Source organism: Dorea sp. OM07-5 (assembly GCF_003481355.1).
In the GTDB taxonomy this organism is placed as follows: Bacteria; Bacillota; Clostridia; order Lachnospirales; family Lachnospiraceae; genus Dorea_D; species Dorea_D hominis.
Window position 1 is genome coordinate 15,684 of sequence record NZ_QUKZ01000015.1, and the last position, 22,397, is coordinate 38,080.

A 22,397-nucleotide genomic window follows, 5' to 3' on the forward strand; every position below is an offset into this window, starting at 1 on the left:
TAGGAGGTTCCGATATGCAGACAGCTATACAAAAAGATTTTCCGAACAGGAAAGAAATAGTCAGGATGAATACCCCTAAAGATGAGACAGAGATAGAGGTAACTGGTACATTCGAAACATATAAAGAATCCGAAGATGATATGTTGTATGGTCATCTTGTAAATTCAAAATTACAGATAAAATGAGAAAAGAAAAGAAAAAAATGAAACTGATTACAAAGAAAATAAAAGAATACATAAAGAAAAGTAAAAGAGCAAAGCTATATGGAATATTCGGAATGATATATCTGATTATGGTTATATTTGTTATGAATGATGCCTGGTTGTATCAGACGCCGATTGCAAAACTGACAAAAGTTGAGACAAGCAAGGTGGGAGAGAATAAGAGCACCCGTGGAACACATGAGATCAAATATAAGCAAAAGATTCGGGGTGTCGTGCTGAATGGGAAAAATAAAGGAGAAGTTGTTGACTTTTCCAATGAATACACAGATACAGGAATGTTGAAACAGAAATATCACAAAGGCGATAAAGTACTGTTGAGTGGATCTTACAGTAATGTGGGTTCCGGTATTCAAGGAAAGAAAAGGGATGCTGAACTTGTCATATTATTGGGGCTTTTGATATTTATATTGATGACCATTGCGGGAAAGAAAGGCATACTCACTATCGTGACGGTGGGAATCAACATCATAATATTTTCGATCGGATTTCTAAGTAGTAGTGATGAGGCAGACGTGGTAGCAATCTGTAATAAAATGGTAATTTTCTTTGCAGTTTTTACATTGGTTGGTTTAAACGGAATCCATAGAAAAACATGGGCAGCACTAGTGTCAACATTGCTCGTACTGGCGATGATCATGGGAGTATTTGACGTTGTGATTCGTCATGTTGATGAGTTAGATTATTCTACGATGGAATATTTGGGAAGCATTGATACTCCAGACAAGATTTTTCATGCGGAGATTTTGTTGTCTGGACTTGGCGCGATTATGGACGTTGCAGTGGCAATTGCAGCGGCGCTGAGTGAACTTGTTACGAAGAAGCCGGAAGTTACATTCCGGGAGTTGTTTCGGTCCGGAAGAGAGATTGGATATGACATTATGGGAACAATGATTAATGTGTTGCTTTTTGTATTTGGATGTGGTTTGATTCCGATGTGTCTGATCAGAATGAATAACAGTGTTCGGCTTATGACGATTATCAGATTGCATATACCTTGCGAATTATGTAGATTCTTTGTAGAGAGTATTGGAATTGTATTGGCAATACCTGTATCCATTCTGATCACATCTGTGATGATGAAATTAACAGTGAGAAAGGTGAAGAAGACATGTTGATAATACTTGGTTTGCTGTTACTGTTCTTGATTGTCGTTATTGGTGGAGACAGAGGGGTTGTATCCATTATTTCATTGTGTGGAAATATGCTGTTTCTAAGTTTGGCAATCTGGCTCATGGCCGCGGGTGCACCGGTGCTTCTGGTTACAGTCGGAGCAGCTGTCATTATTTCCTGCATAACGTTATTTTATCAAAATGGCACAAATGTCAAGACAAAGAGTGCATTTATAGCAACATTACTGACAATGACAGTTCTATTTGTTTTTATCTATATAATAGTATGGAGCAGCGAAACAGGAGGGCTGAATGAGATTCAGGCGGCGGAAGAGGATGTGTTGTATTATAATATGGACCTTGATATCAATATGCGTAATGTTGCAATAGCTGTGATTATACTCAGTACATTAGGAGCTGTGCTTGATATGGCGCTTACTGTGACAACTTCTGTATATGAAATCAGCATTCATAAACCGGATATGAGTATTGTGGAAATTATAGAAAGTGGAATACAGATTGGAAGAGAAGTAATCGGAACAACAGTGAATACATTACTATTTGCTTATCTTGGAGAATCTTTATTGCTATTTTCGTATTTGAAGATGCGGAATTATACGCTGGAAACATTATTGAATTCAAAAATACTGTTTCAAAATTGTGTATCTATGATATTTGGTGCGATTGCATGCGTTATCGTGATGCCGATGGCGGCATTATTGATAGGCAAACAAAGCAGAAAAGCCTGAAAATAGATAAAAGACATTCGAATTATTTGACAAGGTATTCCTACTTTTGGTATCATGGTGACTGATTCATGTATCAATTTAGTCATGTGAAGTCCACAAAAGAAAAAGCAGGAGTGAGAAATATGAGAAACGTGGTGGAGATTCTGGATGAATTGCAGATAAGGGCAGGGAAGGATCCGGATTTGCGAAAACAGCTTCTTGGGACGCGCCTGGAATCCGATCCGGTGAGTGCTTTTTGCAGAACTTGCCGTGGGATGGGATACGAGCTATATGAGATGGAGCTGATTGCCAGTGGTGAAGAATTTCACGCGGCAATGAAACGCAGCACGAATGGCGGTGGTGAGAATTCCCCGATGCTGACAGCAGAAGATGACTTCTATGAATTATTTTTCTCCAGCCTGGAAAGCCTTGATGGAGCTAAGACTGAAGATACAGAGAAAAACTAAAGAATAGAGGAGAAATAAAAAATGTGGTTTTGGCTTGCATTGATTGCGCTTCTTTGCTGGAGTGGCTCAGATCTTTTTTCGAAGATTGGCTGCCGTAATGGTAATGAAAAGTACAATCATTTAAAAATGGTAATTGCTGTTGGTGTAGTTATGGGTATCCATGCGGCGATTGAGATATTTGTTCAGGGAGTAGAGATTAACCTTCATGTAATCTGGACATATTTACCGGTATCTTTATTATATATCGGTTCTATGACACTGGGATATCTGGGACTGCAGTACATTGAATTGTCCATCTCTTCACCAATCTGTAATGCATCCGGCGCACTTGTAGCAGTAACAACGCTGGTAACCGGACAGTTTGATACAGAGCATAAGGCAATACTGATTGCAGTTATTCTTGTATGCGTCGGAGTAATCGGCCTGGGTGTTGTTGAGTCCAAAGAGGATGATGAGCTTCGCAAGAAGCGTCAGGAAGCAGGAAATTATCAATATGCAAAGAGTTGGCTGGCTCTGGCACTGCCGCTTGCATATTGCCTTTTGGATGCAGCAGGGACATATGCAGATAACCGTGTTCTTGAGACACTGAATGAAAGCAGTGCAAATGTAGCATATGAGCTGACATTCTTCTTCGCAGCTATTGTCTGCTTCATTTATGTGATTGTGATCAAGAAAGATCATTTTACATTGAAATTAGAAGTTCCAAAGTATACAGGAGCTATTTGTGAAACAGCAGGACAGTTTGCTTACATTTTTGCAATTGCAGACAGTAAGCATCTTACAATGAGCGCGCCGATGATCTCATCTTATTGCGTTGTGTCGGTTTTGTGGAGCCGTATCTTCTTAAAGGAGAAGCTTTCATGGAAGCATTATTTGATGATCCTGTTTGTCGCAATCGGTATTGTGATCATGGGAGTATATGACGTATAAGATTATTAGATTGCAGAATTCAGGCAGAATGTATACAAAAAGAGTATATAGAAAACAGAATAAATAATCAGTTATAAAAAGCAGATTCCGTATGAAGAGCATTCATACAGAATCTGCTTTTTGCATCGCTATAATATTTATAGAAATCAGCCAGTGGCAGGTTCGGTAGGGTCTATTGTTATAATTATTCGGTTACCTTTGCAAACTGGCTGTTGTATAAGTCTTTGTAGAAACCGCCGGCGTGCATCAGTGCATCGTGTGTTCCCTGTTCGATTACTTTTCCGTCTTTCATCACAAGGATGAGATCGGCGCTTCGGATCGTTGAGAGACGGTGTGCAACGATGAAACTGGTACGTCCTTGCATGAGTCTGTCAAACGCTTCCTGAATCTGCACTTCTGTACGTGTGTCGATACTTGAAGTTGCCTCATCAAGAATCAGCATAGACGGCAGACAGAGCATGACACGCGTAATGCAAAGGAGTTGCCTTTGTCCCTGGCTTAAGCTGTCTTCGTGGAGCATCGTATCCAGCCCATCCGTCAGACGACGGATGAATCCAAGACTGTGGGATCGTTTAGCAGCTTCGAGAATTTCCTCATCTGTTGCGTCAGGCTTTCCGATACAGATATTCTCGCGGACAGTCCCGGATTTAATCCATGTATCCTGAAGAACCATACCAAAACTATGTCTCAGAGAATGGCGGGAAATCTCTTGAATGTTCTGTTCATCAATGGAAATAGAACCGCTCTGAACATCATAGAACCGCATAAGCAGGTTAATAAGTGTTGTTTTTCCGCAGCCTGTAGGACCAACGATCGCTATACGCATACCCGGTGTTACGTTTAAATTAAAATCACGGATCAACTCTTTTGACGGATCATAACTGAAGGATACGTTATCAATGGTCACTTCTCCTTTTATATCTGTCAGCTCATTTGCTGAATCCGCAGATTCCGGCTCTGCTTCCAGAAGCTCAAAAATGTGGGAAGCACATGCAAGCGCATTCTGCAGCTCTGTAATGACGGAACTGATATCGTTAAATGGTTTCATATACTGGTTTGCATAGGAGAGCATAACGGACAGCCCGCCGACGGTCAACATTCCATAAGGAACAAGGAAGGCACCTAGAAGCGCTACACCTGCGTAAATGATGTTGTTGACAAAACGTGTGGACGGATTTGTCAGACTGCTGTAAAAGACAGCTTTCTGGCTGTATTCTTTCAGATCCTGATTGATCTCATCAAAGCGTGTAGATGCTGTGGTTTCATATCCAAAAGCATGTACGATTTTCTGGTTTCCAATCATTTCTTCAATAAGAGCTGTCTGCTTTCCACGTGTAGTACTTTGCTTGTGGAACATCTCATAAGAACGAGAAGAAATAAATTTCGCAACAAAGAAACTAAACGGTGTCAATACGATGACAAGTAAAGTAATCCAGATATTTTTGGATAACATGAAAAGTAAAGTTACAATAATTGTTACAATTCCGGAAAACAACTGAGTGAAGCCAAGAAGCAGACCATCAGATAATATGTCTGTGTCTGCAATGACACGGCTTACAATGTCTCCGGTACTGTGTCCGTCCAGATAAGAAAGTGGCAGACGCTGAATCTGCCGGATCGCTTTTGAACGGATATCCTGTACGGTACGGTAAGTCAGCTGGTTATTGATCATATTCATAAACCAGGTAATGATACTGGAAAGGATAACCAGAGTTGTTATGCGACCGAGGAAATATATCATTTTATGGAAATGTACCTGATGCTCCGCGATGATCTGGTCAATCGCATCTCCGAACAGGATTGGCACATATAACTGCATGACGACAGTGATGCAGGCAAACAGGATAGACAGAATCAGAAGGAAGCGATATCTTCCGATAAAACGTAATACTTTCCAGAGAGTTGTTAAGCTTTTCTGGTTGGAGCTGTTTTTGTTCGGGTTCATACGTTTGCCTCCTTTCTTCCTTTATTGCGTTCTTCCGGAAATTGCGAATAATAGATTTCCTGATAAATACTGCAATGTTCTAATAAGTCATCATGAGTTCCGGTACCGACAAGAGATCCATCATCCAGTACAAGGATGAGATTTGCCTGACGGATGCTGGCTGCACGCTGGGAAACAAGGAAAGTTGTTGTTCCTTTGCAGTAATTATGCAGTGCTTTTCGAAGTGCTGCGTCTGTGGCAAAATCAAGTGCGCTGGCACTGTCGTCCAGAATTAGAAGCTCCGGATGTTTGACAAGTGCACGGGCGATCGTCAGACGCTGACGTTGTCCGCCGGAGAGGTTACGTCCGTTCTGTGCAATATCAAAATTAAGACAACCTTCTTTTGCTTCTACAACATCTCTTGCCTGTGCAACATCCAGTGCATTCCAGAGCTCCTCATCTGTTGCATCCGGATTGCCCCAGTGGAGATTATCGCGGATGGTGCCTTTGAACAGAACGGATTTCTGCGGAACGACGCCGATTCTGTCGCAGAGATCATTGCGGCTGTAATCTTTTATGTTTTTTCCATTTAAAAAAACTGAACCGGCAGTTGCATCGTAGAATCTGGCGATCAGATTTACTAGTGTGGACTTACCACTTCCGGTACTGCCGATAATGCCGACGGTTTGTCCCCTCTTTACAGAAAATGAAACGTCACTCAGGCTGGCGGCACCTGCGCCCTCATAAGTAAAGCTGACATGCTCAAAAGCAACGGCTGTGTCGGTATTGTCATTGTCCGCTTTTGTTTCTTCCGGATAAGTCATGGAAGAAGAAAGGTTGAAGACAGAAGCTACACGATCTGCGCATGCCATGGATTTATTCAGAGTGATAATGAGGGAAGCCAGTTTGATGAGCTCCACAATAATCTGAGCCATGTAGTTATAAAGGGCAACGACCTGTCCCTGCTTTAAATTTCCAAGATTTACTTCAATTCCGGCTTTGTAGATCAGAAAGACCGTTGCCATATTGATCAACAGATAAGTCAGTGGATTTAACAATGCAGAAATACGTCCGACAAATTCATTTAATTTTGTCAGAGCGAGGTTGGCACTGTCAAAGTCGCGGACAGAGCTTTCTTCCTGGGAGAAAGCCCGGATAACACGTACACCGGTTAAATTCTCGCGCGTAAGCCCGGTTACATGATCTAAGTGTCCCTGTACTTTTTTGAAAAGCGGGATGCTGACAAGCATGATTGAAAATACGACGACAAATAAAATTGGGATCGCCAGAACAAAGATCAGGGCACAGCGCACATTGATCATAAATGCCATAACCATTGCACCGATTACAATGAAAGGACTTCTAAGAAGAAGACGAAGCCCAAGATTCAGACCGTTCTGTACCTGGTTTACATCATCGGTGATCCTTGTGATCAGCGTGTCTGTACCAAGTGTATCCAGCTCTGTAAAGGAAAGCGTCTGAATATGGTCGAACAGAGCCTGTCTTACTTTTGTAGCAAAGCCTACGCTGGCTCTTGCGGCGTAAAATTGTGCCGTAAAGCTGCAGGCAAGTCCGATCGCTGCCATCAGGAGCAGGATAAGAAATTGCTGTAAAATGTAAATGCGGTCATTGTTCACAATGCCCACGTCGATGATCCGTGCCACAACCAGTGGTACGATCAGATCGAAAACGACTTCCAGAAGTTTGAAAAAGGGAGCCAGAAAGCTCTCTTTTTTATAACTCGAAAGATAAATTACAAGTTTTCGCATAAAGAATCCTCCATAGTTATTTGATACTACATAAATTGTGCAAATATGGATGCACCGATAACTGTGATAAGTCCCGACACCGCAATGGAAAGACTGCTCATTGCACCTTCAATCTCGCCCATTTCCATAGCTCTTGCAGTACCGATGGCGTGCGAAGCACTTCCAATAGCAATTCCGCGTGCAATCGGTTCTGTAATTCGGAAATGGCGACAGATAAACGGCGCAATAATATTACCGAGAATACCGGTCAGGATAATTACGGCAACCGTTAATGTCACATATCCGCCAAGTTCTTCTGATACACCAATGCCAATTGCTGTTGTAATAGACTTCGGAAGGAATGTAATGTATTCTTTGTGGGATAAGCCGAAGAATACAGCCATTGCAAGAATGGAACATAAGGATGCAAAAACTCCGGAGAAGATTCCACATATGACAGCAGCCAGATTTTTCTTCAGCAGCTCGAACTGTTCATACAATGGAATTGCCAGACAGACGGTTGCAGGCGTGAGCAGATAACTCAGGTACTGTGCGCCACTGTAATAAGCTTTGTAATCAATGTGGGTGACCGCAAGCAGGGCGATAATAGATGCCACAGAGATGAGGAGCGGGTTCAGTATAGCCAGCTTAAACTTGCCCTGTAGGGCGTGACCAAAGCCATAAGCGATCAGACTTATTGTGACGCCGAAGAAGACAGAGTTTTCAAAAAAATTCATGAGTCCTTCCTTTCCTGATTGTCTTTGCTTTTTGAAAAGCGGATAAATGCCTGTGTCGTGTGACCGGCGACAATCATAACAAAGATGGTAGATAATACCGTTATAATAAGGTAAGTTCCGATTTTGGAACCGATGGTTTTCCAGGATTCGATCAGACCTACGGCCGCAGGAATGAACATGAGTGGCATGATTTCTATGAGAAATTTGCCGGAATCCTTCACGGAATCAATATGTACAATTCCAAAATGCAGACAGAGAAGCATCAGAACAAGACCGTAGATACTTGCCGGAACCGGGAGAGGAATCAGATAATTCATAATCTCTCCGATAAAAGAGATGGCAAGAATAATGCCAAATTGTTTAATAAATTTCATTTGTTACAACTCCTGTGATTGATTTTCTGTTGTTTGACCAGAGCGATTTTCCAAAAGGTCGGCTAAGGTAATGCCAAAAAAGAAATCATGCACCATAGAATCGAATTTTTGCCACATTGGTAATGTGAGACAGCACGAAGCACGGTCACAGGATTCAGCATCCGGTGCAAGACAGGCTACGGAAGATAAATTACCTTCGGTAAGCATGAGAATCTCGCCAACGGTATAGTCTTTCGGTGCGCGTGTCAGCTGATATCCGCCGCCTTTTCCACGCATACCCCGTAATAGTTTCTGTTTTACAAGTGTTTTCAGGATGATCTCCAGATATTTTTCTGAGAGTTCCTGCCTTGAGGCAATTTCCTTCAGCGGAATATAACGCTCAGGATCCTGCATGGCAAGATCTAACATAACGCGAAGGGCATACCTGCCTTTTGTAGAAATCATATTTTTTTCCTCCAATCATCAATAACCTATTATAGCGGAGGGTAATAGGGGATTCAAGACAAGAATCAAAAAAAGTTGACAATGAAAGGAAAAAGAAAGTATGATAACACCAAATGCCACACAGGAAGGAGCAGGGAGGATGACACTGGCACAATTAAAATATGTAGTTACAGTTGCAAAGGCAGGTACGATGACAGAAGCTGCAAAAGAACTGTTTATTTCACAGCCGAGTCTGACAAAATCAATCAAAGAGCTGGAAAAAGAAATGCATGTGCGGATCTTTGATCGGACCAACAAAGGAATTGTTGTATCAAAAGACGGTGAAGAATTTCTTGCATATGCAAGACAGGTGTTGGAACAGGCAGAACTTCTGGAAGAAAAATACATGAATAAAAGTGCCAGAAAACAGGAATTCTGTGTATCGACGCAACATTATTCTTTCGCAGTAAACGCTTTTGTTGACTTGATTAAAGAATATGGAAATGAAAAATATGATTTTTCTCTACGCGAAACACAGACATATGAAATCATTGAAGATGTGGCAAGTCTGAAAAGTGAAATCGGAATCTTATATAAGAACTGCTTTAATGAAGCGGTGATCGACAAGCTTCTGAAGTCGAATGATCTCCGCTTTGAGAGACTGTTTGTCGCACGACCGCATATTTTTGTAAGTTCCGGAAGTCCGCTTGCAGGCAGGAAAAGCGTGACAATGGAAGAACTGAAACCATATCCGTACCTGTCGTTTGAACAGGGAGAGCATAATGCATTTTATTTTTCGGAGGAAATATTCAGCATGGTAGAGCGTCCGAAAAATATTCGTGTAAGAGACCGGGCAACATTATTTAATCTGCTGATCGGTCTGAATGGATATACGGTGTGCAGTGGTGTGATTGATGAAGATCTGAATAGTTCAGACATTGTTGCAGTTCCGCTGGATGAAGAAGGTGAGATGGAGATTGGAATTCTGTTGCATAAGAAATTTCATCCGAGTAAACTTGGAGATGCGTATCTTAAGGCACTGCGGAAATATGCTACAAATCCGCTGTCACCATAGTTTTTTAGAGTTTAATTATAAATAATGCGTATAAGAAATAGTTGCTTGATATAGCTTAAAGTTATGACAAACAACTATTTTTGTGTATTTTACGAATAACAGGAATGCCGATATAATAGCCATTGTACACAAGATACCAAAGCAAATAAAAATAGATTACAGAGGAGGAATTACAATGGCAAAACAGAACACACCATTTCGATATGATTATGTAGGAAGCTTTTTGCGTCCGGAAGCGCTGAAAGTGGCAAGAAGCAAATATGAGGCAGGAACCATTACAAAAGAAGAACTGACAAGTGTAGAAGATCAGGAAATCCGCGCACTGGTTGAAAAACAGAAGGCAGCAGGATACAAAGTGCTCACAGACGGAGAGTTCAGAAGAGCAACCTGGCATCTGGATTTCATGTGGGGATTTGACGGAGTCGGACACAGCAAAACAGAGACAGGACTTCCGTTCCACGGGGAAGCAGCTATGATCGATGACACTTACCTGACAGGAAAAGTAGCTGTAACAGGAGAGCATCCGTTTGTAGAGCATTTCCGTTTTGTGAAAGCACTGGAAGATGAAAACACAGTTGCAAAACAGACAATTCCTGCTCCGGCACAGTTTTTAGAACAGATGATCATGCCATTTGCAATGCCGAATACGAGCAAATATTATGAAGATACAGAAGAATTGGTGCAGGATATTGCAGAAGGATACCGTAAAGTGATCAAAGATCTGTATGCAGCAGGATGCAGAAATTTACAGTTAGATGACTGCTCCTGGGGCATGCTGGTAGATCCAAATGCAAAAGCATTTTTCGGAACAGATGAAGAAGGATTGGAAGCGATCAAAGAGCAGCTTGTTCGTATTAATAATCTTGCAATTGAAGGAAAACCAGAGGATATGATCATCAATACACATGTATGTCGCGGTAATTTTCATTCTACTTATGCAAGCAGCGGAGCATATGACAGCGTTGCAAAAGTATTATTTGCAAGAGAAAATGTAGACGCATATTATCTGGAATTTGACGATGAGCGCTCCGGTGGATTTGAGCCATTGGCAGCCGTATCGGGCGAGAAGAAAGTTGTACTCGGACTTGTGACAACAAAATCTGCGCAACTGGAAGACAAAGACAAGATCATTGCAAGAATTCATGAAGCTGCAAAATATATACCACTTTCCCGTCTGTGTTTAAGTCCGCAGTGTGGATTCGCTTCCTGCGAGATTGGAAACAAACTTACAGAAGAAGAACAATGGGCAAAACTTGCACTCGTTAAAGAAGTAGCAGAAGAAGTGTGGGGATAAAACTCTCTCTTGACAGATTCTTGCGCAGTGCTATAATAAAGGCAGTCAATTGAATAACTATCTTCAGGGCAGGGTGTAAGTCCCTACCGGCGGTAAAGCCCGCGAGCCGTAAGGTATGATTCGGTGAGATTCCGAAGCCGACAGTATAGTCTGGATGAAAGAAGATGAGAAGAATCTTTGATAAGCAATACGAAGAATCAGATTTGAACATTTAGCTCTGGAATGAACATCCATTTCAGAGCTTTTTATATTTTATATCTGATAAAATAATCAAAAGAAACTTTTAAATGTCTTGAATGAGGTAGAATTCAAGGCATTTTCTTTTTTGTTATGGCGACGAGGAAAATGCGCCATGCTTGAATGGTTGCATTTAACGACCCGCTAATCAGCAAATAAAACTCGCAAAACGTGTTTTATTGCTGTAGAAAACAGGAGGTGAAAAAGGAATGACAGATGAGAAAGAATTTTATATGCAGCGTGCGATTACGCTTGCTGAAAAAGGAAAGGGAAGAGTGAACCCGAATCCGCTGGTAGGTGCTGTGGTTGTCAAAGACGGAAAGATTATCGGGGAAGGTTATCACGAATATTATGGCGGACTGCATGCAGAGCGCAATGCATTAAAGAACTGCAAAGAATCTTCGGAAGGAGCAACTCTTTATGTGACTTTGGAACCTTGTTGTCATTATGGAAAGACGCCGCCATGTACGGAAGCAATCTTAGAACACAGGATTCGAAAAGTTGTTGTAGGAATGACAGATCCGAATCCTTTGATGGCAGGAAAAAGTATTGCGCTTTTGAAATCAAAAGGCGTGGAAGTAGAAGTTGGGGTTCTGGAAAAAGAATGCATGGAACTGACACATATTTTTCGGAAATATATAACAACAAAAATTCCTTATATATTAATGAAATATGCAATGACGATGGACGGAAAGATTGCAACTGCAAGCGGAAAATCCAAATGGATTACCGGTGAGACGGCAAGAATGTGCGTTCAGAAAACAAGACTGGAATATCAGGCGATCATGGTAGGAAGTGAAACAGTCAGAAAAGATGATCCGCTTTTGACCTGCCGGATTGCCAATGGAAAAGATCCGGTCCGTATCATTTGTGATACGTCGCTTCGCACTTCAACGGATTCGCAGATTGTGAAGACAGCAAGGCAGGTAAGGACAATTTTTGCAACATGTGAAACAAACCGGGAGAAAATAGAACTTTATCAAAAAGCAGGCTGTGAAGTTCTGGTGATCAGTAAGAAGAATGGGAAAATAGATCTTAAAGAGCTTGTACAGAAAATCGGAGCACTTGGAATTGACAGCATTTTGCTGGAAGGAGGCGGCACATTAAATGCAAGTGCATTAGAAGCACAGATTGTGGACCGTGTACAGACTTATATTGCACCGAAGATTTTCGGGGGCACCGGAATCGGACCGGTAGGCGGTATGGGCGTTGATGAACCGGCAGATGCATATCAACTGGTGAACAGTCGGCTCAAACAGATCGGAGAAGATTTTTTAATAGAAAGCGATGTGAAATATAAATGTTTACAGGAATCATAGAAGAGGTTGGAAAGGTAAGCAGTATCCGGACAGAAGATGCCTCAATCCGTCTTCAGATCCAGACAAAGGAAATATTAAAAGATATTCATATAGGAGACAGCATCGCCGTCAACGGTATTTGTCTGACAGTGACGAAATATGACACGGACAGTTTTTGTGCAGATGTTATGCATGAGACAATGAACCGGACTTCCCTTAAACTTCTTAGAAGAGGAAGCAAAGTGAATCTGGAACGGGCAATGGCGGCAAACGGAAGATTTGGCGGTCACATTGTCAGCGGACATATCGATGGGACAGGCACAATCCGCAAAATGCAAAGAGACAGTATTGCAATATGGTATACGATTGAAACAACAGCTGGGATACTACACTATATAGTAGAAAAAGGATCGATCACAATCGATGGAATCAGTCTGACAGTAGCGGCAGTTGACGATAAAACCTTTCAGGTATCTGTTATTCCACATACACTGAGTCATACTGCACTGCAGGAAAAGAAAGTGGGGGATCCGGTAAACCTGGAAACAGACTGTATCGGAAAATATGTGGAAAAATTCTTGCGGGAAAGGAACAGTAATTTGCAGAAACCAGAAGGAAATACAGATAGAAAAAATGGTAAATCTTCAAAATCAAGTGGAATTACGGCAGAATTTTTGGAACGTTACGGGTATTAACAGACAGGAGATCAAGAGGAAACTGTCGATGACAGGTTCAGCAGAGAATTAATAATTTAGTAAAATAGAAGGAGAGAAACTATGAAATTTCAAAAGATAGAAAATGCTTTACAAGCATTGCGGGATGGGAAAAATATTCTTGTTATGGATGACGAGACCAGAGAGAATGAAGGTGATCTGATCTGTGCGGCACAGTATGCGACAACAGAAAATGTAAACTTTATGGCAGTGCATGCGAAAGGGCTAATCTGTATGCCGATGAGCAAAGAAGTAGCAGCAAGCCTTTCACTGGCACCAATGGTTGCACACAATACAGATAATCACGAAACTGCGTTTACCGTATCTATTGACCATGTGGATACAACAACCGGAATATCAGCAGAGGAACGTGGATTTACAGCAAGAAAATGCATTGAAGACGGTGCAAAACCGGAAGATTTCAGGCGACCGGGACATATGTTCCCGCTGGTTGCAAGAGACGGCGGTGTGCTGGTACGGAACGGACATACAGAAGCAACCGTAGATCTTATGCGCTTAGCCGGGCTTAAAGAATGTGGGCTGTGTTGTGAGATCATGAAGGAAGACGGTACGATGATGCGTACAAGCGAATTAAAAGCATTTGCAGAAAAACATGGAATTCCGACAATGACTATCAAAGAGCTGCAGGAGTACAGAAAAGTAAAAGAAACACTCGTTTCCTGCGAGGCAGTAACGAAGATGCCGACAAAATACGGATTATTTACTGCGTATTGTTATGTGAATAAATTGAATCAGGAACATCACATTGCGCTTGTTATGGGCGAGATCGGAGAGGGAGAAAATGTGTTATGCCGGGTACATTCGGAGTGCCTTACCGGAGATGTATTTGGATCTCTCCGTTGCGACTGTGGACAGCAGTTTGAATGTTCCATGAAAGAAATTGCAAAAGAAGGACGTGGAGTACTTTTATATATGCGGCAGGAAGGACGCGGAATCGGTCTGGTTAATAAATTAAAGGCTTATTGTCTGCAGGATAATGGGATGGATACATTGGATGCAAATCTGGCACTGGGATTTGAGGCAGACCAGAGAGAGTACTATATCGGAGCACAGATTTTAAGAGAGCTTGGAATCCGTTCGCTTCGTCTTCTGACAAACAATCCGGATAAAGTATATCAGCTCCAGGATTACGGAATGGAGATCAGCAAGCGCGTGCCGATCCAGATGGATGCAACGAATTATGATTTGAAATATTTGAAGACAAAGCAGGAACGTATGGGACATTTATTACAATTTTAAACAGACAAAACAGAGGGATAATTTTGACAGAAGCAGATTGTTCAGGAACAATACATAAATAAAACAGAGCCGGAAATGACTCTGAAAAAGAAAAGAGGATAAGACATGAATACATTAGAAGGAAAATTAGTTGCAACAGACATGAAAGTAGGAATCGTAGCAGGACGATTTAATGAATTTATCACATCAAAGCTGGTAGGTGGAGCAATGGATGGATTGCTCAGACATGATGTGAAAGACGAAGATGTAGATATCGCATGGGTACCGGGAGCATTTGAAATCCCACTGGTTGCATCGAAAATGGCAAAAAGCGGAAAGTACGATGCAGTGATTTGTCTTGGCGCGGTTATCCGTGGAGATACAACGCATTATGATTACGTTTGCAATGAAGTGTCCAAAGGAATTGCGACAGTTTCCCTGGAAAGCGGAATACCGGTTATGTTTGGAGTGCTTACAACAGAAAACATTGAACAGGCAATTGCGCGCGCCGGAAGTAAAGGCGGAAATAAAGGATATGATTGTGCACTTGGCGCGGTTGAGATGGTTAATCTGCTCAGAACAATATAAGCGAGAAGGAAGTAGCAGAAAATTTATGTTTTCCTTTACCTGTTTATGCGAAATGATATAAAATATAAAGTACAAAAACCTGCATGAAAGGTCAGAGAGGAAAAAAAATAAATGAAGCAATCATTTTTTTCAAAGGATCCGGTGTTTTACCGGTCCTTTTTCAAGTTGATGGCAGTGATCGCATTGCAGAATTTGGTAGCATACAGTGTCAACATGCATTGAAAGCCCCCTTATTGTCTATGTACCGGTTAAGTGCGCAGGCAACTTTATATGCAGATCATTTTATGATGATCATGAGTGTGGTTATGGTTGGAATGGCGTATCAAATGCCGGTTGGAGTGGGGCTCATTCAGGGTGGTGGAGATACAAAATTTTCCATGTATCTTAACCTGATCTCGGTTTGGGGGATTGTCATGCCATTATCCTTTTTAACTGCATTTTACTGGAAACTTCCAGTTGAAATAGTAGTGATCGCAGTTCAGTCAGATCAGATATTTAAGTGTCTGCCGATTTTTCTGCGTTTTAAAAGTTATAAATGGATTCATAAGCTAACAGGCTAACTCCCTGATCTTTGGATCCTTCTTTCAATTATATTTATAGTGACAAAGATTGCACTAAGCCACAGGCAGTTGGTGATGTGTTTAGTGGTAACGTGATTGTCAGTGTATTTGTTGTATCACTGCTGTTGAGTTTATTATTACCAAAAGAAGGAGGAAGCATAGGATGAAAGTATTAATGATCAATGGAAGTCCACATGTAAAAGGAAACACAAAAGTTGCTTTAGAAGAGATGGTGAAGATTTTTCGTGAAGAGGGAATCGAGACAGAGATTCTCGATATCGGAAACAAAGACATCCGAGGATGTGTTGCCTGTTATACATGTATGGAAAAAGGAAAATGTGTTTTTGATGATATTGTAAATGAATCCGCAGCAAAATTTGAAGCATGTGACGGTCTTGTAATTGCGAGTCCTGTTTATTATGCATCCGCAAATGCAACATTGATCGCTTATCTGGATCGTCTGTTCTACAGTACACATTTTGATAAGACGATGAAAGTCGGAGCCAGTGTAGTTGCCGCAAGAAGAGGCGGACTTTCAGCGACTTTTGATGAACTGAATAAATATTTTACAATCTCCGGAATGCCGGTCGCATCCAGCCAGTACTGGAACAGTATCCATGGAAGAGAACCGAAGGAAGCTTGTCAGGATGCGGAAGGACTGCAGACAATGCGTACACTTGCAAGAAATATGACATTCTTAATGAAGAGTATCAAGCTTGGAAAAGAAGCATATGGACTGCCGGAAAAAGAAGCAAGACGGGGAACAAACTTTATACGATGATTTACAGTCATCAAATGATGTCGCACGAGAAAGGGCGTATTTACTCGCTGTCATAAAAAAGGATTCGAGAAATGAAATCTCGAATCCTTTTTTACGCGATCATTATTGATTAAATAGTTTATTCCTTGTGAGGAAGTATGCAGTCAAAACCATCGTTCCGGTAAGTACCCAGGAAATCGGATAAATCCAGATCAGCAAAGTGTAATTGTGCCAGATACGGATGGCAGTTGAGATCCAGATCAGACGCAGAACACAGGAACCAAAGACTGTAAGTGCGGCAGGTGTCATTGAGTGTCCCATCCCACGAAGTGCAGCGCCGCTGATTTCATAAGTACTTGTCAGAAGTTCCAGAGAAGTAATAATCACAAGGCGGATCATTGCATAGTGGATGACATCCGGATCTGTCGTATACAGACCGATAAAAAAGTTACGTCCGAGAACAAAGACCATACTTAAAATCCCGCAGAAAATCATACTTGCAAGCATGGCTTCCCGAAAGACTTTCTTGCAACGGTCATACATTTTTCCACTGTAATTCTGACTTGTGAAAGTCACTGTTGTCTGCGCAAATGCATTTACGATAAAATAAGTAATGTATTCAAAATTTAACGCAGTAGAAGAACCGGCAATCGCCTTTGAGCCAAAACTGTTGATGGAAGACTGGATACAGACATTGGCAACAGAAAAGACCATGCCCTGCAGTCCGGCAGGAACACCGATTTTTAAAATACGGATAAGTTCCGAAGTGTTGATTTCGAGCTTTTTAAAAGAAACCCGGATCGGTTCTTCTTCATGCAGTAAAAACAAGATGACAAGCAGTGCACTTACACCATTTGCAACAACTGTAGCAATACCGGCACCGGCAACATCCATGTGGAAACAGGCAACAAGCAGGAAATTTAATATTACATTTACCACACCGGAAACAATTAATGCCAGAAGTGGTCGTTTTGTATCTCCGATACTCCGAAGAATCGATGCGCCGAAATCATAGAGCATCATGAAAGGCATACCGAGAAAATAGATCCGCAGATAAACGGTTGCCAGATGAAGGACATCCTTCGGTGCGCCCATGAGCAGCAAGATTGGATGTGAAATGATCTGACCAAGCAGAAGTAATAGTATTCCGCTTATAAGTGCCAGCGTAACGGCAGTATGTACAACGCTTGGAATCTTTTGCTGATTGCCTTCGCCGATATAGCCGGCGATGATTACATTTGATCCAAGTGAAATGCCGGAAAATAATGTAACCAGCAGGTTAATAACAGCCCCATTGCTGCCAACGGCAGCGAGCGCTTCACTTCCGGCAAAACGACCGACAACGGCGACACCGACAGAATTAAATAACTGCTGCATGATACTGCAGGCGGCGAGCGGAAGTGCAACGATCAGCATATTTTTGAAAATTTTGCCATGGAGCATATCCATCTGGCGCGATTCTTTTTTCGTAGTTTCATTCATATTATTAAATCTCCTGTTAAAATCGATCAATCTGTATTTATAATTACAGTAAAGTACTATAATTCTATCTGGCAAATACATTATAGATTTCAGAAAAAAGAAATACAACCCTGATTGCAAAATTATGCGGATATGCTTATAATTTGAAATAGAGAATTCCGGCAAGGGTAATAAAAGAAAGGAAGTAGTGTAGAAATGACAGAGAACGTAAAAACTTATGTAACAGAAAAAACAAAAGAACTGATCGCGGCAACATCCTGCTCAGCAGAAGCAAAAGAAGCAGCAAATGCATGGCTTGAAGCAGTTGGGACAGAGAAAGAAGCAGAAGTAACAAAGAATTATATTGCAGAACTGGAAGAAGATATCATGCCGATCGATGGACTGATTGCATTTGCAGGATCTGATATGGGAGCAAAAGTATTCGGAGATGCTGCAAAAGGTATACTTGCTCATGCAGAAGAGATCAAAGCAGCAGGTGCGAAGTATTGTGACTGTCCGGCATGTGCGGCATGCGAAGCAATTCTGGCAAAGAAAGACGAGATATTAGCATAATTGCGATGATGTCAGAAATCTTGATATCATAAATAAAAAACTGACATAAGAAACAGAAAGGTTTACAAGATGATAAAAGCAGTTATATTTGACATGGATGGAGTACTGATCGACACAGAGCCACTGCATTACCGATGCTGGAAAGAGATCTTAAAAGAACACTATGATGTGGAGTTTGATTATGATATTTATTTACCATGTATCGGATCAACCAGACAGTTTTTCAGAGATCTGGTAAAGGCGCATTATGGAGTGGATTTTCCGGATCTGGATGAAATGAATCGGATTATGAAGGTGAAGAAATCACAGATTGTTAAGGCAGAAGGATTTCCGGAGATGCCAGGAGTAGAAAATGCTTTAAAACAATTAAAAGAAATGGGATACAAGCTTGCAGTTGCTTCTTCCTCACCAGAGAGTGAGATTATGGATGCAATGACAAGACTTGGTCTGATGCCGTATTTTGATAGCATTACAAGCGGAGATCATGTAGAACATCCAAAGCCGGAACCGGATACGTTCCTGCTTGCGGCAGAACGGCTGAATGTTCCGACAGATAACTGCCTTGTCATTGAGGATTCTACGAATGGCGGCAGAGCAGCACTGGCAGCGAAGATGGATTGCGTATGGCTGCATAATCCACACTCCGGACATCAGGACATCCCGAATGCAATTCTGGAGATCCCGGCGTGGACGGAAGATGGCATAGAGAAGCTGGTTAAGCTGATACAGGAAATGTAGGAAAAATAGTTATTGCGTTGATTAACAGACAATAAAGGCGGTTTAGAGGAATGCGGGTGAGAAAATGATAAGACTCAGAGATATTCTTGCCATGGATATATTTCGGAATTTTAAGATTATAGCCGGGAAAAACGGCAGTGATCGGGAAGTGAAAACGGTCAGTGTTATGGATGCGCCGGATATTTATAAGTGGATGAAAGGCGGTGAGTTTTTGATTACATCTGGTTATGTAGTCAAAGATCAGCCGGAATATTTAGCTTTTCTAATTGAAAATCTGGACAAACATGGAGCATGTGCTCTGGGAATAAAGTTAGACCGGTTTATTTATGAATATCCGCAAGATGCAATAGAAAAGGCAAATAAATTGAACTTTCCCATTATTGCTATTCCATTCGAATTTGCATTTGCAGATGTGATCAATCCAGTGCTGCAGGAGGTGATTAATCATCAATCCAGAATCCTGCAGTATTCGGAACGAGTGCATCAGGCTTGTACAAAGATGGTATTGGAAGATGAAGATATTTCTACTATTTTATCTTTTCTGGAAGAACATATTCATCAGGAAGCCGCATTTGTAGATACCTGTTTTGATAAAACTTATTATACGAAAGACACCGCCCAGGGGGGAATAGAAGAAACAGGGCGGTATCGGATTCATATCAATGAAGAAGAATACGGATACCTTGTATTTGGAAGTAAATGGAACGACTATGATGAATCCTTTCGGGATTATTATCAGATTGCGATTGAGCAGGCGGGCACTATTTTAATATTAAAATTACAGAAAAAACTTACAGCGCGCCAAATTGAAGCTGATTACAGAGAGCAGTTTGTGCAGGACATGTTAACCAGAAATATTAACTCTAAAGAAGAAATCATAAATCGTGCGATGATCTATAACTGGGATTTTTATCTTGGTGGAATCGTATTTATTGTAGATATTGATCATTTTAAAAAACAGTATTTAAAACATCTGGATGAAAATGTAAACAGACGTATGATGGAAATGATGACACGGGTTTTGTTAATCAGCAAACAGCGTGTCGGACAGGAATATGCACACTATGTGTATAGTAAATTAAGTGATTAGATTGTATTTATTATTACAGAAAAATACGAGGATGAAGAGACGTTTAGAGGAAACTTAAAGAAACTGGCAAAGGAAATTAAAGATGAGATTGCTCGTGTAATTCCATTTACGGCGACTATCGGAATTGGAAATTACAGAAAAGATATAAGCCAGATTCATGACAGCTGGGAAGAAGCCAGAAAAGCGATAGAAATTATCCGTAGTATGGAACGTGAAGATACGGTTGTATTTTATGATGAACTTGGGATTTTTAAGTTGCTGTCACTGGTAAGTCATAGTGCAGAAGCGAAAGAGTTTGAAAAACAATATATCGAAAAAATTTGTACATATGATCGAAAGCATCATACAGATATGATGGATACTTTTATTGCTCTGGTAACGAATGGATGGAATTTAAAAATAACTTCAGAAAAGTTATTTATTCATTACAATTCTATGAAATACCGATATCGTAAACTGGGAATGATATTAGAACTGGATCTGCAGGATCAGGAAGAACGTTTAAATCTGGAACTCGCATTGAAGTTATATCAGATGCATGAAAAATAAAAATATACAGCTAATAAATTTTGTAAATAGGAATTTTTTAGCTGTATATTTTTTCGTATATTTTTCGCTGTTGTCCACTTGGTACAATAATTTACTGAGAAAATAGTATCAAAAAGATGAAGAAAGTCAAAATAAAGTCTGGTATACTACGTCACATAAATAACAATACAGTATTCAAAGAAGGAGGCAGACAAATGTACGAAAATAAAGTAGGATTTTTGGACGGAGCACTGGCAACTGTAAAAAAGAATCAGATGCAGGATACAATCGGGCAGATACAAAAGAGCGGACGGTTAATTTTAAAGGGCGGACATGTTGTTGATCCAAAGAATAAAGTAGACAAACAGACCGATATCCTGATTGCAGATGGGATTGTCTGTCAGGTCGCAGATGATATCGCAGCAGAGACCGGTGATCGCGTAATTGATTGCGAAGGACTTACTGTTATGCCGGGACTGGTTGACATGCATTTACATCTTGGTGATTTATTTGAAGTAAGTACAAATCCAATTTTCTGTGCAGCAGAAGATGGCGTGACATTAGGATTATCACCGGGAGCCGGAAATACATTTATGGCACCATCTCTTCTCGGTGCGGAAGTAGATCATGGAGTTCCGATTAACCTTGGCGTTTATCTTGGAGCTGCAAATGTACTTGGAACACAGATGTCAGTAGATGAGTTGATTCGTATGTTTAAAGGCGAGATAGATGCAGATACATTATCTACAAAGATGACAAGAAATGGAATTACCAATACAACGGCTGCTTTAACGGTTGGAATTAAAGATCATATGGGACATTTTATTATGTCTGATGAAAATATTGATAAGATTTATGAAATTACTTCAAAAGCAAATCTAATTTATATGTCCCATACACAGGACCCAGAACATGCGGAAAGACTGGTCTCACTTGCAAAAGGACGTCCATTACATCTGGCACATGCTACAGCGGCAGGATGTGGAACACACATGGGAGCAGCAGAAGGTATGAAACGCGTTCTTGATCTGGTAAATGGAGACAATATTTCCGCAGAGTTTGTTACAACCATGCTTCGTGCAGGACGAGGAAGTCGTGAAGGGCTTCAACTTCCAAAAGAATCGCAGAAATTAGCATATGATGCATTGGAATCAGGAAAAGTAAAGATTCTGATTTCGGATGGACAGAATCAGGGAACAATGAAAGGATTCGGGGATACACGAGATAATATTCCGGCTATTATAGAACTTTCACAAAGTGGAGTTTTAAGCCTGAGTGATGCAGTTGCGACAATGACCTGTAATCCGGCAGCGTTAATCGGAAATAGAACAGCAAATAATTGGTGGACAGATAAGATTGGTCATCTTGGTGTTGGCGCACTTGCGAATGTTACAGTTGTAGATATGGACGATAAACTTGCAACGTACACAATCGTAAATGGAGAAATTGTATCCTTTGAAAACCGTGCGGTGAGAAGAAACTGTGGAGCAGGTGGATGGATTAGCAAATTTGGTATGGTAAGAAAGACCGGAGTAGGTGAGCTTGTAATGTTTTCGTACCAGAAATAAAGGGGAGAAGA

At 41.0% G+C, this 22,397-nt stretch carries 24 protein-coding genes, 1 pseudogene and 1 riboswitch; of the genes and pseudogenes, 19 read left to right on the forward strand and 6 right to left on the reverse strand.

Annotated features, from left to right (window positions below; translation table 11 throughout):
- The first annotated feature begins 14 nt into the window (after positions 1-14).
- The 5 genes from DXC04_RS15590 to DXC04_RS12495 all read left to right on the forward strand — a co-directional run bounded on the left by DXC04_RS15590 (position 15) and on the right by DXC04_RS12495 (position 3,458).
- Positions 15-185 (forward strand): hypothetical protein, encoded by a 171-nt coding sequence (locus DXC04_RS15590; protein ID WP_158549911.1) that lies wholly within the window; start codon positions 15-17, stop codon positions 183-185.
- Positions 182-1,339, forward strand: a complete 1,158-nt coding sequence (locus DXC04_RS12480; protein WP_243112152.1) for a YibE/F family protein — start codon at positions 182-184, stop codon at positions 1,337-1,339. Before DXC04_RS15590 ends, DXC04_RS12480 begins: the two co-directional genes overlap by 4 nt.
- Positions 1,333-2,082, forward strand: a complete 750-nt coding sequence (locus DXC04_RS12485; RefSeq protein WP_021860028.1) for a YibE/F family protein — start codon at positions 1,333-1,335, stop codon at positions 2,080-2,082. The genes DXC04_RS12480 and DXC04_RS12485 overlap by 7 nt, the downstream gene beginning before the upstream one ends.
- Before the next feature lie 122 nt (positions 2,083-2,204).
- A complete protein-coding gene (locus DXC04_RS12490; protein WP_021860027.1) occupies positions 2,205-2,528 on the forward strand; it encodes a hypothetical protein in 324 nt (107 codons plus the stop codon).
- Positions 2,529-2,549: 21 nt separating this feature from the next.
- Positions 2,550-3,458 carry an EamA family transporter gene (locus DXC04_RS12495; RefSeq protein WP_118661158.1) on the forward strand — a complete coding sequence of 303 codons (909 nt, stop codon included), beginning with the start codon at positions 2,550-2,552 and terminating at the stop codon, positions 3,456-3,458.
- 184 nt (positions 3,459-3,642) lie between these two features.
- Here DXC04_RS12495 and DXC04_RS12500 read toward each other — a convergent pair whose 3' ends face one another.
- From DXC04_RS12500 to DXC04_RS12520, 5 genes are read right to left on the reverse strand one after another with little or no spacing between them, the layout of a single operon-like run.
- Positions 3,643-5,403 (reverse strand): ABC transporter ATP-binding protein, encoded by a 1,761-nt coding sequence (locus DXC04_RS12500; protein ID WP_118520383.1) that lies wholly within the window; start codon positions 5,401-5,403, stop codon positions 3,643-3,645.
- Entirely contained in the window at positions 5,400-7,151 is a 1,752-nt protein-coding gene (locus DXC04_RS12505) for an ABC transporter ATP-binding protein (RefSeq protein ID WP_021860024.1), read from the reverse strand. The genes DXC04_RS12500 and DXC04_RS12505 overlap by 4 nt, the downstream gene beginning before the upstream one ends.
- Before the next feature lie 26 nt (positions 7,152-7,177).
- On the reverse strand, positions 7,178-7,867 hold the full coding sequence (locus DXC04_RS12510; protein ID WP_021860023.1) for an LrgB family protein: 690 nt from the start codon (positions 7,865-7,867) through the stop codon (positions 7,178-7,180).
- Positions 7,864-8,241 carry a CidA/LrgA family protein gene (locus tag DXC04_RS12515; RefSeq protein WP_021860022.1) on the reverse strand — a complete coding sequence of 126 codons (378 nt, stop codon included), beginning with the start codon at positions 8,239-8,241 and terminating at the stop codon, positions 7,864-7,866. The genes DXC04_RS12510 and DXC04_RS12515 overlap by 4 nt, the downstream gene beginning before the upstream one ends.
- Before the next feature lie 3 nt (positions 8,242-8,244).
- Positions 8,245-8,685, reverse strand: coding sequence for an RrF2 family transcriptional regulator (locus tag DXC04_RS12520; RefSeq protein ID WP_021860021.1), 441 nt, complete (start codon positions 8,683-8,685; stop codon positions 8,245-8,247).
- A 139-nt stretch (positions 8,686-8,824) separates the two neighbouring features.
- Here DXC04_RS12520 and DXC04_RS12525 point away from each other — a divergent pair, with 139 nt between their 5' ends.
- From DXC04_RS12525 to DXC04_RS12560, 8 genes are all read left to right on the forward strand, one after another.
- Positions 8,825-9,739: a LysR family transcriptional regulator gene (locus tag DXC04_RS12525; protein ID WP_117538082.1), complete on the forward strand. Its 915-nt coding sequence runs from the start codon at positions 8,825-8,827 to the stop codon at positions 9,737-9,739.
- A 175-nt stretch (positions 9,740-9,914) separates the two neighbouring features.
- Positions 9,915-11,033, forward strand: coding sequence for a 5-methyltetrahydropteroyltriglutamate--homocysteine S-methyltransferase (locus DXC04_RS12530; RefSeq protein ID WP_118520381.1), 1,119 nt, complete (start codon positions 9,915-9,917; stop codon positions 11,031-11,033).
- 55 nt (positions 11,034-11,088) lie between these two features.
- A riboswitch (FMN riboswitch) is annotated at positions 11,089-11,203 on the forward strand.
- A 276-nt stretch (positions 11,204-11,479) separates the two neighbouring features.
- A complete protein-coding gene (gene ribD, locus DXC04_RS12535) occupies positions 11,480-12,589 on the forward strand; it encodes a bifunctional diaminohydroxyphosphoribosylaminopyrimidine deaminase/5-amino-6-(5-phosphoribosylamino)uracil reductase RibD (protein WP_118661159.1) in 1,110 nt (369 codons plus the stop codon).
- Positions 12,571-13,263, forward strand: a complete 693-nt coding sequence (gene ribE, locus DXC04_RS12540) for a riboflavin synthase (RefSeq protein WP_117538016.1) — start codon at positions 12,571-12,573, stop codon at positions 13,261-13,263. The genes ribD and ribE overlap by 19 nt, the downstream gene beginning before the upstream one ends.
- 81 nt (positions 13,264-13,344) lie before the next feature.
- Positions 13,345-14,541, forward strand: a complete 1,197-nt coding sequence (locus DXC04_RS12545; RefSeq protein WP_021860296.1) for a bifunctional 3,4-dihydroxy-2-butanone-4-phosphate synthase/GTP cyclohydrolase II — start codon at positions 13,345-13,347, stop codon at positions 14,539-14,541.
- Between the two features lie 105 nt (positions 14,542-14,646).
- Positions 14,647-15,108 carry a 6,7-dimethyl-8-ribityllumazine synthase gene (gene ribH / locus DXC04_RS12550; RefSeq protein ID WP_021860297.1) on the forward strand — a complete coding sequence of 154 codons (462 nt, stop codon included), beginning with the start codon at positions 14,647-14,649 and terminating at the stop codon, positions 15,106-15,108.
- A gap of 83 nt (positions 15,109-15,191) precedes the next feature.
- Positions 15,192-15,668 (forward strand): MATE family efflux transporter, encoded by a 477-nt coding sequence (locus tag DXC04_RS12555; protein WP_118661160.1) that lies wholly within the window; start codon positions 15,192-15,194, stop codon positions 15,666-15,668.
- Between the two features lie 163 nt (positions 15,669-15,831).
- Entirely contained in the window at positions 15,832-16,449 is a 618-nt protein-coding gene (locus DXC04_RS12560) for a flavodoxin family protein (RefSeq protein ID WP_118661161.1), read from the forward strand.
- Positions 16,450-16,551: 102 nt separating this feature from the next.
- Here DXC04_RS12560 and DXC04_RS12565 read toward each other — a convergent pair whose 3' ends face one another.
- Positions 16,552-17,910, reverse strand: a complete 1,359-nt coding sequence (locus DXC04_RS12565; protein WP_021860300.1) for an MATE family efflux transporter — start codon at positions 17,908-17,910, stop codon at positions 16,552-16,554.
- 195 nt (positions 17,911-18,105) lie between these two features.
- Between DXC04_RS12565 and DXC04_RS12570 the strand changes: the two genes are divergently transcribed.
- The 6 genes and pseudogenes from DXC04_RS12570 to DXC04_RS12590 all read left to right on the forward strand — a co-directional run bounded on the left by DXC04_RS12570 (position 18,106) and on the right by DXC04_RS12590 (position 22,386).
- Positions 18,106-18,462 carry a hypothetical protein gene (locus DXC04_RS12570; RefSeq protein WP_021860301.1) on the forward strand — a complete coding sequence of 119 codons (357 nt, stop codon included), beginning with the start codon at positions 18,106-18,108 and terminating at the stop codon, positions 18,460-18,462.
- Positions 18,463-18,531: 69 nt separating this feature from the next.
- Positions 18,532-19,200 carry an HAD family hydrolase gene (locus DXC04_RS12575; RefSeq protein WP_118661162.1) on the forward strand — a complete coding sequence of 223 codons (669 nt, stop codon included), beginning with the start codon at positions 18,532-18,534 and terminating at the stop codon, positions 19,198-19,200.
- Between the two features lie 64 nt (positions 19,201-19,264).
- Entirely contained in the window at positions 19,265-20,290 is a 1,026-nt protein-coding gene (locus DXC04_RS12580; RefSeq protein ID WP_118661163.1) for a PucR family transcriptional regulator ligand-binding domain-containing protein, read from the forward strand.
- A 12-nt stretch (positions 20,291-20,302) separates the two neighbouring features.
- Positions 20,303-20,473, forward strand: a pseudogene (locus DXC04_RS16305) (hypothetical protein); the annotation flags it as partial.
- 21 nt (positions 20,474-20,494) lie between these two features.
- Positions 20,495-20,839, forward strand: a complete 345-nt coding sequence (locus tag DXC04_RS12585; protein WP_118661164.1) for a helix-turn-helix domain-containing protein — start codon at positions 20,495-20,497, stop codon at positions 20,837-20,839.
- A 194-nt stretch (positions 20,840-21,033) separates the two neighbouring features.
- Positions 21,034-22,386, forward strand: coding sequence for an amidohydrolase family protein (locus DXC04_RS12590; protein WP_117538021.1), 1,353 nt, complete (start codon positions 21,034-21,036; stop codon positions 22,384-22,386).
- Positions 22,387-22,397: the final 11 nt, after the last annotated feature.